Source organism: Candidatus Eisenbacteria bacterium, assembly GCA_013140805.1.
Lineage (GTDB): Bacteria > Eisenbacteria > RBG-16-71-46 > RBG-16-71-46 > RBG-16-71-46 > JABFRW01.
This window is the reverse complement of record JABFRW010000061.1, coordinates 1-14,983: the sequence shown is the minus strand read 5'-3', so window position 1 is coordinate 14,983 and position 14,983 is coordinate 1. Positions and strand designations below refer to the sequence as shown.

Sequence of the window (14,983 nt, the reverse complement as noted above, 5' to 3'; positions counted from 1 at the left end):
TCACTCAGCGCCGTAGCCGCGGACTCGGTCGCGTGCATCGCGACCGAGTCCGCGGCTACGGCGCTGAGTGAGGCGGCGACCGAGCCGATCGATGATCGCGCTCCGTGGTTCGCGAATCTCGAATCATTCGGACGCGGACCGGTCACCGAGGCGGAGCGCGTCGAGGTCCGACTGAGCGAGGATCTGTTCTCGAATCGCGTCGAAGTGTCGCCTCCCGAGACGGCAGCGGTCGATCATCCGATCGAACCACCGGCGCCCGCCGTGCCGACCGCAAGCGAAGCCGCCGCGACGCAGACCGCGCGCGCGGACGAACTGGCCCGCAGCGCCGCGGAGCTTGCCGAGCTGCTCGGCGGTACCGCGATCGCTTCACCGCCCTCGTCTTCTTCGGAAGCGCCGTTCTACCTGCAGCCGGCACCGGCGCTGCGCGAGCCGATGATTCCGCCCTCGCCGGAACCCGACGACCTGACGGCGCTCACCACACCGCCGATCGAGTCGATCGGCCCGCCGCCGCTTCCGATCGAACGCTCGACTCCTCCGCCGGTCGCAGAGCTCCCGGTCATCACCGCGGCGCGGCTCCCCGCCGGTCTGCGACGACCCTCGCTGCGCGAGACAAGTGCGCCTCCCGAAGATCCGCGTGCGATCACGCTCGGCGAGGAGGCTCGGCGCGATCCGGCGCTCGATGCGAGTGCCCCGGTGCCGCTCGAGCTCGAGTCGATTGGAAGCGGAATGAGTCCGCGCGCGGCGGCCGCTGCACCGGAACTCGCCGAGTCCGGTCCGGAGCCCAAGTGGGTCGAGTTCGGAGATCGGGGCGGCGCAACCAAGCGCGAGTCCGAGGCGGTAGCGATTCCTGAGTGGGCTCGCATGCCGGAGCCGCCCACCGCCGGAGGAGCTCGGCGCCAGCCGGCGCTCCATCCGGACTGGCCCGAGCGACCACGCCTCGACACGGTTCCGACCGGTCGCCGGTTCTGGATCGGAGTCGGCTCGGTCGTCGCGGCGCTGGTTGGAGTCGGCTGGTTGCTGGGCTTGATGCTGACCGGAGATGCCACCGAGACCGGCAAGCCGAATCCGATCACCTCGCTGCTCGCGGCCATCGGTCTCAGGGCGCCGAGCTTTGCGCTCGAGGTCGAGAGCCGGCCGGAGGGGGCGGCGATTCTGATCGATGGAGTCAGCACCGGAAAACGCGCCCCGGCCTCGCTCACGCTCAAGCCCGGCACGCATCGAGTCACGCTGTCGTTCGGACAGTGGGGCGAACAGAGCTGGGACATGGAGGGACGTCGCGGACAGAAACTCGCGCTCGACGGCGTCATGTATGGCGCGCTCGAGATCTTCGCCCCGGCGCCCGGCTCGGTCGTCGCCGTCTCGGTCGACGGGCAGGCACGTGGATTCGCCCCGTTGCGCGTCGACAGCTTGTCGCCGGGACCGCATCAGCTGCGCTACTCGGGGCCCGGCATGACGTCGTGGGGTCACTCGGTCGATGTGCGGGTGCTCGAAGAGAAGCAGGTGCTCCCGCGCCCGATCCAATCGCCGTCCACGGGGCTCATCATGGTGCGCGCGAGCACTACTCAGGACGGTGAACCGCGCGCGATCAACGGCGCTCAGGTGTGGGTCGATGGTGAACTCAAGGGCGTCACGCCGCTGGCGCTCGAACTGATGCGCGGACCGCACAGCGTTCGGGTGCGCTATCAAGCGACCGAGCCGCCGATTCAGGTCATCGATCTGCCGGGCGGCAATCAACGCTTCGCGATGTTCGAGTTCGGAACCGGCGGCGAGAGCCCGCGGCTCGAAGTGCAGGCGCCGAATCGCTTCCCGGCCAACGGCACCGGTGCGGTCACGGTGTCGATCGACGGCCTGCCGCCGCGCGAAGTGCGGGAGATGTGGCTGCACGTGCGCGGCTCGGATGGCACCTGGCGTCGCTACGAGATGTCGCGGGTCGAGAATCCGCTCGCGGCGGGTGCGGTTGCGCCGTTCCCGGTCTCCGAATTCGAAGACGGTGGCGAGACGCTGTGGTACGTGAGTGCGATCACGCGTCAGGGTGACGAGTACTTCACCGAGATCGCCTCCGCGCGCGTGGTCGCCAGCGGGCGCTGACGCCGTCGGCGTCGTTGCGTGCACCCCGAGTCCACCGTACGGCGGTGACTCGCGGTTCGTCCCGGGCTGCCGCTCGGTCCGAGTTCGGCACACCGCTCGCAATGCTGCTTCCCGATGGGAGGTCGCACCGCCGTCGGAGTCGTGAGCGCGCTGTGGGCAGGAGTGCTCGCGGGCGCGTGGCCGGATGTGATCGGCGCCTGGATCGCGGTTGGGGTCGCGCTGGCGAGCCTGTCATTCGGCAGTGCGCGCCTGGGTCGCGCGGCCAGCGCGTGGCTGATGGTGGCGGCATTCGCCGCCGGTGTCGCTCGCGGTGCGGCGCGCGAGGCGCGCCTCGATCGGATCGAGGCCGCACTCCTCGCGACTCCGGCGGTCGACTCGCCCGCGCCGAGCGGAAGCGAAGGCGATCGGGTTGCGGAGGCGCGGCTGGTTCGAGTGCGGGTGCGACTGCTCGATCATCCGCGGCTCGAATCCGGTCGGCCCGACGCACCGGCGCGCCTGCTGACTCCGGCCGCGGGACTTCCGTCGGGTGCTCGCGTGCGCGCCTGGCTTCCCGCGGGCATGCAAGCCGAGTGGGGCGATGCGATCGAAGGGCTGGCGCGACTCGAGCCGCCGCTCGAGACCCGCAATCCCGGCGGCGCTTCCTCGCGCGCAATCGCGCGCGCCAACGACCTGGTCGCACACCTGAGCCTGATCGCGGGACGCGTCGTCGAAGCGCGCCCTCCGTTCAGTCCGCGGGCGACGATCTCGCGCTGGCGACGTGCGATCGAGAAGGTACTGCGCGAGCGACTGTCGAGCGAGGCGCGCGAGCTGGTGCTGCCGCTGGTGACCGGGGACCGCGCCGGCATGAGTCCCGAGCTTTCGGGGCACCTGCAGGCCGCAGGACTGACTCATCTCATCGCGCTCTCGGGGCAGCACGTGGTGTGGTTCGCCGCCGCCGCCGAAGCGCTGGTCGCGGCAGCCGGCGGTGGGGTGGTCGCGCGTGCGGCGTCGAACGCCGGCGCGGCGCTGCTCTATGCGGGGCTCGCGGGCATGATCCCGTCGCTGCTGCGCGCGGTGGTGAGCGCGGCGTTCGCGGCGCTGGCCCGCGCCACCGGCCGAGCACTCGATTCGCTTCAGGCGCTCGCACTCTCGGCGTTCGCGCTGCTGGCGCTGGCCCCGGGCTGGGCCGGCGACCTTGGCTTTCAGCTCTCGTTCGCAGCGACGCTCGGACTGGTGTTGCTCGCGCCGCTCATCGATCGAGCGGTGCGCGCTCGAATGCCGCGAGCGTTGAAGGTGGTGGCGGGCCTGATCGCGCCGACGTGTGGTGCGCAGCTCACGGCGCTGCCGCTCCTGATCGCGCGCTTTCATGCGCTTGCGTGGGCGACCTCGTTCGCGAATCTGATCGCGGTGCCGGTCTGTGCGTTGCTGCTGGCCGCGGCATGGCTCGGCGTGGCGGCCGAGCTGATGCTGCCGGGCAGCGGCGCGCTGCTGTTCTCGGCCAGCGAAGCACTCGCAGCGGCGTTGCGCGGCTGCGCGAGCCTCGCCGCGCGCGTGCCGCACGCTCAGCTCACGGTCGGACACGGGGGACTGCTCGTCGCGAGTGCCGCGTCGGGTGCGCTGCTGTGGTGCATGGCCGCCGACACGCCGCGTTCGATCGGAGCGCGCATGCAGCAGGCGAGCGATCCCGCCCGTCAGCGCGCGACTCGTCGCCGCTGGCGGCTTGGTGCCGCAGCGTGGCTGCTGGCGCTGGTACTCGCGGTCGGCGCGCGGCCGCTGCGACCTCCGCCGGGACGCTGGTGGCTCGTGGTGCTCGATGTCGGGCAGGGCGAGTCGCTGGCGCTCGGCTTTGCGGACGGCTGGTGGCTGGTGGACGCCGGACCTCGAACACCCCAGCGCGATGCCGCGCGCGACGTGGTGCTGCCGTTTCTCCGCTGGGCCGGGGTGCGGGGCCTTCAAAGGCTCATCGTCACGCACTCCGATCTCGATCACGCCGGTGGCGTGCACGCGGTGAGAGAAGCGTTGCCGGTCCTGCGTTCCGATGAGCCGCGGCAGCTGCGTGAGCATCCCGCGGTCGTGCGACTGTGGCCGCCCCGCGACTCGGTCGAGCGAACCGACAACGCGAGCTCGATCGTGCTGCGAGTCGGCAATCAGGCTTCGAGTGCGCTGTTGACCGGTGACGCGGACAGTCTGGTCGAGGCGGCGATCGCCGAGTCGCTGGTCGGTGGGTGGCCGAGCTCGGGCGGGAGCGAGTCGACCGCGACGGCGCGTACGCGAATCACGTTGCTCAAGGTCGGCCATCACGGCTCCGGTTCGTCGAGTGGCGCCCGGTTCCTCGCCACGATCGCCCCGCGGTTCGCTGCGATCTCGTGCGGGCGCCGCAATCGCTTCGGGCATCCGAATGCCGCGGCACTCGCGCGACTCGGTGATGCGGGAGCGCAGGTTCATCGAACCGACCTCGAGGGCGCGCTGTGGTTCGAGTTCGACGCGGACAGCGTGCGGCTCGTGGACTGGAGACGCGCCCGCTGGTAGATTGCGGACTCGAATTCCACCACCCCGTCATGCGCACGCTCGGCGTTCTAGCTTCCGGATCCGGAACGAACTTCGAAGCCCTCGCGACTGCTGCCCAGAGAGGCGAACTCGGTGGACACATCGCCGCTCTCGTCAGCGATCGCCCGGAGGCTCCGGTGCTTGATCGTGCGCGCCGTCTCGGTATCGAGGCGCTCGTGCTTCCGGTGGGCCGCTTTCGCACGCGGCTCGAGGACGAGACGCCCTGGATCGAGGCGCTGAAGGATCGTGGCGTCGACTGTGTCCTGCTCGCGGGTTTCATGCGCCGACTGCACACACCGTTCATCTCGGCATTCCGCGATCAGTTGTTGAACCTGCACCCATCGTTGCTGCCCGCCTTTCCGGGGCTCGATGCGATCCGTCAGGCGTGGCAGCACGGCGTGCACGCGACTGGATGCACCGTTCACATGGTCGACGAGGGTCTGGACAGCGGCCCGATTCTCGCGCAGTCGGTCGTCGACGTGCGCGAGGGAGAACCGCTGGAATCGCTCGTAGCACGCGTTCACGAGGCGGAGCACCGGCTCTATCCGGCCGCGGTGCGTCGCTTCACCACCGAATCCTGGCGGCGGGACGGACGTCGAATCGTGTTCGACGGCGTGCCTGCGGGAGGTCCCCGTGGTTGATCGACCGATGCTGGAAGCGGTGGTGTTCGATGCCGGCGGCACTCTCGTGCGCCTCGACTTCGAGTGGATGAGCGCCATCGTGCGCGAATACGGCTACGACGTTTCGGCGCCCGAGCTGCGGCGCGCGGAGGTCGCGGGGCGTCGTCGCTACGATCGCAGCCACTCGGCGCTGTGGTCCGATGCCGCACAGCCGCTCGGAGCGCGTGGCGACGTGCGCTGGTACTTCGGCGGCATGCTGCTCGCCGCCGGTCTGCCGCACCACAGCATCGAGATTCTGGTGGTGCGCTTCCTGTCGCGCGAGCGTCAAAGCGGACTGTGGGCACGCCAGAACGAGGGCGCGCGCACGGTGCTCGATCAGGTCGCGCAGCTCGGGCTGCGGCGCTGCGTGGTCTCGAACTCGGACGGTCGCGCGGCGCATCACTTGAAGAATTCGGGCGTGCTCGAGGGCCATGAGTTCGTGGTCGACTCGCAGCTCGTCGGCGTCGAGAAGCCGGACCCGCGCATCTTCCAGATCGCACTCGGGCGAATGGGCGTCGCTCCCGATCGCGCGCTGTATGTCGGCGACATCCGATCGGTCGACGAGGTGGGCTCGGCGGCTGCCGGCATGCACTTCGTGCTGATCGACCCCAGTGACGATTACGCCGCAGACGGTGCGCCGCGGATCGCCTCGATCGGAGAGCTGCCGGCGCACATCGAGGCGCGCTTCCAGATCGCGTCGTCCCGCTCGGTCGCGGCGGGGACGCGGTGATCGCAACCGGATCGGCGGTGAGTCGCGTGGAGCTGCCGGGCCTTACGCCATGGCGACAGGGCAAGGTGCGCTCGGTCTACGAAGCCGGCCCGGAGCACCTGGTGATCGTGGCGAGCGATCGGCTCTCGGCGTACGACTGCATCCTTCCCACGCCGATTCCGCACAAGGGTGCGGTGCTCACTCAACTCTCGGCGTTCTGGTTCCGCGCGCTGGTGAACGCGCGCCCGCATCACTTCGTGAGCGCCGACCCGCGCGAATTCCCGGCGCCGTTTCGCGATCACGCCGAGCCGCTCGAAGGGCGCAGCATGCTGGTGCGTCGCGCCGACCGCGTCGACATCGAGTGCGTGGCGCGCGGCTACCTCACCGGCTCGGGCTGGCGGGAGTACCAGGCGGCCGGTTCGGTGTGCGGCGTCGCGTTACCGACAGGGTTGCACGATGGATCGCGTCTCGATCCTGCGATCTTCACGCCGGCCACCAAGGAAGAGTCGGGCCACGATCAAAACGTCTCGTTCGACGAGGTCGTGAGCCGCGTGGGCGCCGGGGTCGCGACGCAGTTGCGGGATCGCACGCTCGCGCTCTATGAAGAGGCGCGGAGCTTCGCGTGGGGGCGCGGACTGGTGCTCGCCGACACCAAGTTCGAATTCGGATGGGTGGACGGTGCGTTGACTCTCATCGACGAGATCCTGTCGCCCGACTCGTCGCGCTACTGGGACCGCGCGGAGTACGAAGCGGGGCGGTTGCTGTCGTTCGACAAGCAGTATGTGCGCGACTGGCTCGACGCATCCGGTTGGAACCACGAGCCTCCTGCGCCGGCATTGCCCGACGAGGTGGTGGCCCGGACTTCCGAGCGCTACCGCGAAGCGATGCGGCGTCTCACGGGCGTCGCGTGACGAACTGGCCGCGCGCCGCATTGCTGTCGCTCTCCGACAAGGCGGGTGTCGTCGAGTTCGCGCGCGTGCTCGCCGCGCACGGCACGAGGCTGGTGGGCTCGGGTGGCACCGCGAAACACCTGCGCGACGCCGGCCTCGAAGTGACGGCGGTCGAGGACGTGACCGGATTCCCCGAGATGCTCGGCGGGCGGGTGAAGACGCTCCACCCGCACGTGCACGGAGCGATCCTCGCACGGCGTGGGCTCGACGAGGACATGGTCGCGCTCGAAGAGCGCGGCATCGAGGCGATCGACCTGGTTGCGGTGACGCTCTATCCGTTCGAAGCCCGCGCGACTTCGCTCGACGACGCGGCCGCGATCGAGGAAATCGACATCGGAGGCGTCGCGCTGCTGCGCGCGGCCGCCAAGAATCACGAGCACGTCGTGGTGGTCCACTCACCGGCGCAGTACGCCGAGGTCCTCGCGGCCTTCGAGGGCGCTGGACCGAGTCCCGAACAGCGTCGCGCATGGGCGATCGCCGCATTCGCGCGCACCGCGCGTTACGATGCCGCGATCGCGAATGAGCTGGCGCGTCGCGGCGGGGAGGAGACGCCTTCGAACTACCTGCTCTCGCTCGAGCGCGTGCGCGGTCTGCGCTATGGCGAGAATCCGCATCAGCAGGCGGCACTCTACGTGCGTGCCGGCGCGATGGCCGGCCTCGATGCGGCGCGGGAAGGGAAGGAGCTTTCGTACAACAACCTGGTCGACGTGCACGCGGCCGTCACGCTGGTCGGTCGCTTCGAGTCGCCGGCGTGCGTGATCGTCAAACACAACGAACCGTGCGGGGTCGCATGCGCGCCGACAGTCGGAGAGGCATATGCCGCTGCGTTACGCTCCGACGAACAGTCCGCGTTCGGCGGAATCGTCGCCTTCAACCGTCCGCTCGATCGTGCCACCGCGGAGGCGACAGCGGGGCACTTCATGGAGGTCGTCGTGGCGCCCGACTTTGGAACGGGTGCCGAGCTCGAGCTCCAGAAGAAGAAGAACCTACGCGTCGTTCGGCTTGCGGCGCAGGCACTTGAGCCAGTCGACGCGTGGTCGGCCCGAGCACTCGGGCCGTGGGTGTTGTTGCAGCGGGAGAGCGGTGCCGAGCCGGTCGCTCAGAGCTCCAAGTCGAACCTGGATGGGCCTGGGTCCGCGGGTGGATGGCGCGTCGCAACGAAACGCTCGCCCGGTGTCGACGAACGCGCGTCGCTCGAGTTCGCATGGCGCGTGTGCGCGGCGGCACGATCCAACGCGATCGTGATTGCGCGCGGCAGGCAACTCATCGGGCTCGGCTCCGGACAGACGAGCCGCGTCGATGCCGTCGACGTTGCGCTCATGAAGGCGCGGCGCGCGAAACACGAACTGCAGGGCGCGGTGCTCGCGAGCGACGGGTTCTTCCCGTTCGCCGACAACATCCATCACGCGGCCGAGGCCGGGATCGTCGCGGTCGTGCAGCCCGGCGGCTCGATGCGCGACGACGAGGTCGTTGCGGCGTGCGACACGCACGGCATCGCGATGCTGTTCACCGGGCGGCGGGAGTTCCGGCACTGATGTCTCGTGAACTCGTGCTCATTCTCGACTTCGGTTCCCAGTACACACAGCTGATCGCGCGGCGCGTGCGCGAGGCCGGGGTGTTCTCCGAGATCGTTCCGGGAACGACCTTGGCCGCGGAGATCGCGGCGCGCAAGCCGAGCGCGCTGATCCTCGGCGGCTCGCCTGCGAGTGGCTATCGCGCCACTGCTCCGATGCCCGATGCCGGAATCTATGCGCTCAAGAAGCCGACACTCGGCATCTGCTACGGCTTCCAGGCGACCATGCAGCTCCATGGGGGTGCGGTCGCCAGGGCCGAGCGCGCCGAGTACGGCACCGCGACGTTCATCCAGGACAAGCGCACGCCACTCTTCACCGGAGTACCGAAGCGATTCCGCGCGTGGATGAGTCACGGCGATGAAGTGCAGGCGCTGGGCCCCGGCTGGGTGAAGACCGCGCACACTTCCAACTGCGCATTCGCCGCAGCTCAGCACGAGAAGCTGCCGTTCCACCTGATCCAGTTCCATCCCGAGGTCGTCCACTCGCCCTACGGAAAGCAGGTGCTCGCGAACTTCCTGTTCCGCATCGCGAAGCTCAAGGGTGGGTGGAGCATGAAGAACTTCCTCAAGCAGTCGGTCGCCGACATTCGGACCCGGGTCGGGAGCGACGGCCACATCCTGTGTGGTCTCTCGGGCGGTGTCGACAGCACGGTGGTCGCAACGCTGTGTCATCGCGCGATCGGCGCACGCCTCGTGTGCGTGCTCGTGGACCACGGACTGCTGCGCGAGGGCGAAGCAGTGGAAGTGGCGCGCGAACTGGGCGCGAAGCGTGGCCTGCGCCTGATCGTGGTGGACGCGCGCGAGCGGTTCCTCACACGGCTCGCAGGCGTCACCGATCCCGAACAGAAGCGAAAGATCATCGGTGCGGAGTTCATCGCCGTATTCGAAGAGGAAGCGAAGAAGTACGGGCCGATCGAGTTCCTCGCGCAGGGCACGCTCTACCCGGACGTGATCGAGAGCGCTTCGGCGGGACATGGCTCGCAGGTCATCAAGACGCACCACAACGTCGGCGGACTTCCCGAACGCATGAAGCTCAAGCTGGTCGAGCCACTGCGGCTGCTGTTCAAGGACGAGGTGCGCGAACTGGGACGCGCGATGGGTCTGCCGGATCATCTGGTCGACCGGCATCCGTTCCCGGGCCCGGGGCTCGCGGTGCGCATCCTGGGGCCGATCCACGCCGAGGATCTCGAGACGTTGCGCAAGGCCGATGCGATCTTCATCGAGGAGCTGAGGCGCGCCAGGTGGTACGGACGCACCTGGCAGGCGTTCGCGGTGCTGCTCCCGGTCTCGACCGTGGGAGTGAAGGGCGACGAGCGCAGCTACGAGAAGGTGCTCGCGTTGCGCGCGGTCAACTCCCAGGACGGCATGACCGCCGATTGGACGCGGCTGCCCGCCTCGCTGCTCGCGCGCGTCGCGAGCCGAATCGCGAACGAGGTGCGCGGCGTGAACCGCGTGGTCTACGACGTCACGAGCAAGCCGCCCGCCACCATCGAGTGGGAGTAGTGCAACGCTCCGCCTCTGCCGGTCTCTGTTAGTGTCGCGCCCGTGACCGAGGCCCGCGACCCCACACGCATCCCCTCGCTTCCCGACGACCCGTTCGCACCGCTCCGCTCGAAATCGTGGCTCACCGAAGCGCAGCGCAAAGCGATCCACATCGCGGCGGTGATTCTCCCGCTCGGTCTGCTCTATCAGTGGTTGCCGTGGCCCCGCGGACGCGGGCAGTGGGCGGTGTTCCTGATCGCGCTCACCGTCACGGCGATCTCGATCGACGTGATCCGGATTCACGATCGCCGCGTGCGCGAGTTCTTCCGTCGCTTCTTCGGTCAGATGATTCGCGAGCACGAAGATCTCAATCTGCTCGGCTCCACCTATCTGCTGATCGCGGCGGTGCTCGCGATCGAGATCTTTCCGCGGCCGATCGCGGCGGCCGCGATCGGATTCACGGTGCTCGGCGACGGCGTCGCGGCGCTGGTCGGCAAGGCGTACGGCCGCACCCGCATCTTCAACAAGTCGGTCGAGGGCGCGGCCGGAGGGCTGGTCGCCTGCCTGGCGTGGGCGTCGTTTCTCGCCGTCGCCGGATTCCTGCCGTGGCCGGTCGTGATCGCCGGCGCACTGATCGCAAGTCTGGTCGAGCTCCTGCCGATACCCCTCGACGACAATCTCGGCATCACGCTGGTGTCGGGATTCCTGATGCGATTCCTGTGGGGGGCCCCGTGAGTCCACGTTCCGGGCCGGCGCCGGCCGACTTCGATGCCGCGCTCGCGCATGCGCGCGAGGGGCAATTCGCCGCGGCGATTGCCGCCGCCCTTTCGCTCGCGCCTTCGCGTCGCGCCTCGCGCTCGAGCCGGGCGCCCTTCGTCGACGCGCTCACCTCGATCGCCCGCATCGCCCTCAAGCAGGGCGCGATTGCCGAGGCGAACGACGCCCTCGCGCACGCGGTGCGACTTGCACCGGACTTCGCCGACCTGCAGTTCCAGCACGCGTGCCTGCTGAACGCGTTGCAGCATCGGGCCGAGGCACGCCACGCGCTCGAACGTGCGCTCCGCCTCAATCCCGGCTACACCGCGGCGCGCGTCGAACTCGCGCTGCTCGATGCGCGCGACGGGTTGCTGGCCGAATCGCTCGATGCGTTTCGCAAACTGGGTGCCGAACTGCCGGCCGAGGACACGCGCGTGTTCCGGCAGGGCATCGCGCGACTCGAGGAGGCGGACTGGGACGAGGCCGAGGCGTTCTTCAAGCGAGCGCTGCGGATCGCGGACCCGAATATCGAGGCGACGCTGCGTCTGGCACGCGAGCGCCTCGCGGCCGGCGACTCGGAGCGCGCGGCGGATCTGGTGCGCGGCGTGGTGGGGCGTCACGAAGCGTACGCCGACGCGCATCACGTCCTCGGCGTCGCCGAGCTGGACTGCGGGCGCCTGGACGACGCGATCGGCTCGCTCGCGCGCGCACTCGAGCTGAATCCGGAGTACCACGATGCGCGGGTCTCGTTCGCGCGAGCGCTCGAGGCCGCGGGGGACGCGACGCAGGCCGGCGAACAGCTTGCGCTGGTGCTGCACGCGGACCCCGAGCACGCGGTCGCCCGGCAGCTCGAGGAATCGTGGGCGCGCCGCCGCAATGGCCGGCGCGCTTCGGAAGTCGACCCGCGCATCTCTTAGAGCCGAGTCGCATCCGAGGGGCCGTTCGACGGGGGTCGAGCCGCGACTGGCCCTTCACGAGAACGTCAAATCAGCCCGCCACGCGATTGCGGTCACGCAACTTGAAAGAGCCCCGGAAGTTCACGCTTGACCTGTTCGCGAGCCGGGAGCAACCTGCCGCCATCGCCTCCGGGCCGGCGTTGGACATCCACCCATGAGGGGATTTCCATGGCGCAAGGCACCGTCAAATGGTTTAACGATCAGAAGGGTTACGGATTCATCAGCAACGGGGAGAGCGAAGTCTTCGTCCACCATTCGTCCATCGAGGGCCGAGGATTCCGGACGCTCCACGAAGGTGAGCAGGTCGAATTCGAAGTGAAGGCCGGCGAGCGTGGCGAGGAAGCCACGCATGTAACGAAAGTTTGAAGTTCATTCCCGGAGGCCGCGCGGCCCGATGCCCAGCATCGGGCCGTCGCGCTTGGCGACTCGGCGCCAGCCGAAGGCCCGGACCCGACCCCGGCCGCCCCCGCGCTTGACACTCCCTCTATATTGAGGCCCATGCTCGAAGCTCTGATGAAAACCGTGTTCGGGTCGAAGCACGACCGCGAGGTGAAGCGGGTCCGCCCGATCGTCGACGAGATCAATCAGCACGTCGAAGCCTTCAAGGCCCTGTCCGACGAGGCGCTGCGCGCCAAGACCGGGGAGTTCCGGGGGCGCATCGCCGCCGCGATCGAGGGGGTCGAGGACCCCACCGAACGCCGCAAGGCCGAACGCGCCGCCCTCGACGATCTGCTGCCCGAGGCGTTTGCCGCGGTCAAGGAAGCGTGCCGGCGACTGTGCGGACAGAACTGGGACGTGGTGGGGATCCCGATTCAGTGGGAGATCGTCCCCTACGACGAGCAGCTGATCGGCGCCACCATGCTCCACGAGGGTCGCATCGCCGAGATGGCCACCGGCGAGGGCAAGACCCTGGTCGCCACCATGCCGCTCTACCTGAACGCCCTCACCGGCCGCGGTGCGCACCTGGTGACCGTCAACGACTACCTCGCCCGTCGCGACAGCGAATGGATGGGGCAGATCTACACGTGGCTGGGACTCACGGTCGGCTGCATTCAGAGCCAGATGGATCCGACCACGCGTCGGGCGCAGTACAGCTGCGACATCACGTACGGCACCAACAACGAGTTCGGCTTCGACTACCTGCGCGACAACATGGCGGTGCGCCCGGATCACCGGGTGCAGCGCGGGTTCGTGTACGCGATCGTCGACGAAGTGGACTCGGTGCTGATCGACGAAGCGCGTACCCCCCTCATCATCTCGGGACCGGTCGAGCACAGCGACCAGGCCTTCGACGAGCTGAAGCCGCTGGTCGACCGTCTGGTCAAGGCGCAGCACCAGCTGGTCGCCCAATGGATGACCGAAGCCGAGGCGATGCTCGACGACAAGAGCAAGGCCGCAGAGCTGGGAGTCCAGCTGCTGCGCATCCAGCGCGCGGCCCCCAAGCACAAGCGCTACCTCAAGCTCATCTCCGAACGCCCCGAGTTCAAGCGGATGGTGGTGTCGACCGAGCTGGGCGTGATCCGCGACAAGCGCATGAGCGAGATCGACGACCTGCTCTACTACGCGATCGACGAGCGCGCTCGGAACATCGATCTTCAGGACATCGGCCGCGAATACCTGTCGCCGAACGACGCCGAGCGCTTCGTGGTGCCGGATCTGGCCGGACAGCTCAGCGAGCTCGAGGGGCGTGAGGACCTGGACGCCAACGCCCGCATCGCCGAGCGCGAACAGATCTACCGCGCCTACGCCTCGAAGAACGAGAAGATCCACAACATCCTCGCGCTGCTCAAGGCCTACACGCTGTTCGATCGCGACGTCGAGTACGTGGTCCAGGACGACAAGATCCTGATCGTCGACGAGTTCACCGGCCGACTGATGCCGGGCCGGCGTTACTCGGACGGACTGCACCAGGCGATCGAGGCGAAGGAAGGGGTGAGGATCGAGGGCGAGACGCAGACGCTCGCGACCATCACGCTGCAGAACTTCTTCCGCATGTACGAGAAGCTCGGCGGCATGACCGGCACCGCGGAGACCGAGTCGCACGAGTTCTGGGAGATCTACAAGCTCGACGTTGCAATGATCCCGACCCATCGCAAGGTGATGCGCGCGGACCACGACGACGTGGTGTTCCGCACCAAGCGCGAGAAGTTCAATGCGGTGGTCGAAGAGATCGCGCAGTGCCACGAACGCGGGCAGCCGGTGCTGGTCGGCACCATCAGCGTCGAGGTCAGCGAATTGCTGTCGCGCATGCTCAAGCGCCGCGGCGTCAAGCACAGCGTGCTGAACGCCAAGTACCACCAGCAGGAAGCCGAGATCGTTTCGCAGGCGGGTCAGAAGGGCGCCGTCACGATCGCGACCAACATGGCCGGCCGCGGCACCGACATCAAGCTCGGCGCCGGTATTCCCGACGTCGGCGGACTGCGCATCATCGGAACCGAGCGGCACGAGTCGCGCCGCATCGACCGGCAGTTGCGCGGTCGCGCGGGTCGGCAGGGCGATCCCGGCGAGTCGCGTTTCTATCTGTCGCTCGAAGACGATCTCATGCGTCTGTTCGGCAGCGAGCGGATTTCAGGCCTCATGCAGCGCATGGGCGTGCAGGAAGGCGAGGTCATCGAGCACCCGATCGTCACCGCCTCGATCGGCCGAGCGCAGAAGCGCGTCGAGGCGCACAACTTCGACATCCGCAAGCATCTGCTCGAGTACGACAACGTCATGAACCAGCAGCGCACGGTCGTCTACGACCTGCGCAACAAGGCGCTGCTCGCGAACGACATCAGTGAGAACGTGCTCGATGCGGTCGAGGAGTCGGTGCGCGATCGTGTCAGCAAGGCGACCGGAGGCGCCCAGGCGCACGCCGGCGACTGGAACCTGCGGGGCCTCGCCGACGAGCTGTCGTATCTGCTGACCCGACCGGTCGCGATCGAACGGCTCGAGACGGCCACGAGCTACGAGGCACTCGAAGACACCGCGGTCGAGATCGGCGTCGAAGCCTATCGGGCGCGCGAACAGGAACTCGGCATGCTGGTGCCCGAGGGCCCGCCCGGAGCCGAAGTGCCGGAGCCGTTCCCGGCGCTGCGCTGGGTGGAGCGTCAGCTCTATCTCATGGCGATCGACCAGCACTGGCGCGATCACCTCTACGAGCTGGATCACCTCAAGGGCGGGATCGGTCTGCGGGCGTACGGGCAGAAGGACCCGCTGCTCGAGTACAAGAAGGAAGCCTTCAACCTGTTCGAGACCCTGGTGCAGGAGACGAACGACGACTTCGTGAAGCAGCTGTTCCGGGT

General features: G+C 68.5%; 11 protein-coding genes. All 11 read left to right on the top strand.

Going from position 1 to position 14,983, the window contains the following annotated elements; all coding sequences use genetic code 11:
- Nucleotides 1–2,088, top strand: a 2,088-nt coding sequence (locus tag HOP12_05725; GenBank protein NOT33655.1) for a PEGA domain-containing protein, incomplete at its 5' end; no start/stop codon positions are given.
- Nucleotides 2,089–2,229: 141 nt separating this feature from the next.
- A complete protein-coding gene (locus HOP12_05720; protein ID NOT33654.1) occupies nucleotides 2,230–4,596 on the top strand; it encodes a DNA internalization-related competence protein ComEC/Rec2 in 2,367 nt (788 codons plus the stop codon).
- A 29-nt stretch (nucleotides 4,597–4,625) separates the two neighbouring features.
- On the top strand, nucleotides 4,626–5,255 hold the full coding sequence (locus tag HOP12_05715) for a phosphoribosylglycinamide formyltransferase (protein NOT33653.1): 630 nt from the start codon (nucleotides 4,626–4,628) through the stop codon (nucleotides 5,253–5,255).
- Complete coding sequence (locus HOP12_05710; GenBank protein ID NOT33652.1) at nucleotides 5,248–6,003, top strand: HAD family hydrolase; 756 nt, start codon at nucleotides 5,248–5,250, stop codon at nucleotides 6,001–6,003. The genes HOP12_05715 and HOP12_05710 overlap by 8 nt, the downstream gene beginning before the upstream one ends.
- A complete protein-coding gene (locus HOP12_05705) occupies nucleotides 6,000–6,893 on the top strand; it encodes a phosphoribosylaminoimidazolesuccinocarboxamide synthase (GenBank protein ID NOT33651.1) in 894 nt (297 codons plus the stop codon). Before HOP12_05710 ends, HOP12_05705 begins: the two co-directional genes overlap by 4 nt.
- Nucleotides 6,890–8,467, top strand: coding sequence for a bifunctional phosphoribosylaminoimidazolecarboxamide formyltransferase/IMP cyclohydrolase (gene purH, locus HOP12_05700; protein NOT33650.1), 1,578 nt, complete (start codon nucleotides 6,890–6,892; stop codon nucleotides 8,465–8,467). The genes HOP12_05705 and purH overlap by 4 nt, the downstream gene beginning before the upstream one ends.
- Nucleotides 8,467–10,008, top strand: coding sequence for a glutamine-hydrolyzing GMP synthase (gene guaA, locus HOP12_05695; protein NOT33649.1), 1,542 nt, complete (start codon nucleotides 8,467–8,469; stop codon nucleotides 10,006–10,008). The genes purH and guaA overlap by 1 nt, the downstream gene beginning before the upstream one ends.
- Before the next feature lie 42 nt (nucleotides 10,009–10,050).
- Nucleotides 10,051–10,722 carry a hypothetical protein gene (locus HOP12_05690; GenBank protein NOT33648.1) on the top strand — a complete coding sequence of 224 codons (672 nt, stop codon included), beginning with the start codon at nucleotides 10,051–10,053 and terminating at the stop codon, nucleotides 10,720–10,722.
- Entirely contained in the window at nucleotides 10,719–11,660 is a 942-nt protein-coding gene (locus HOP12_05685) for a tetratricopeptide repeat protein (GenBank protein ID NOT33647.1), read from the top strand. The genes HOP12_05690 and HOP12_05685 overlap by 4 nt, the downstream gene beginning before the upstream one ends.
- A gap of 207 nt (nucleotides 11,661–11,867) precedes the next feature.
- A complete protein-coding gene (locus tag HOP12_05680) occupies nucleotides 11,868–12,065 on the top strand; it encodes a cold shock domain-containing protein (GenBank protein NOT33646.1) in 198 nt (65 codons plus the stop codon).
- A 132-nt stretch (nucleotides 12,066–12,197) separates the two neighbouring features.
- Nucleotides 12,198–14,983, top strand: a 2,786-nt coding sequence (gene secA, locus HOP12_05675; protein NOT33645.1) for a preprotein translocase subunit SecA, incomplete at its 3' end; no start/stop codon positions are given.

What these genes read in the sequence shown, in the direction of transcription:
- HOP12_05715 (NOT33653.1), top strand. Translation starts at nt 4,626, where the DNA reads ATGCGCACGCTCGGCGTTCTAGCTTCCGGATCCGGAACGAACTTCGAA.
- guaA (NOT33649.1), top strand. Translation starts at nt 8,467, where the DNA reads ATGTCTCGTGAACTCGTGCTCATTCTCGACTTCGGTTCCCAGTACACA.
- HOP12_05680 (NOT33646.1), top strand. Translation starts at nt 11,868, where the DNA reads ATGGCGCAAGGCACCGTCAAATGGTTTAACGATCAGAAGGGTTACGGA.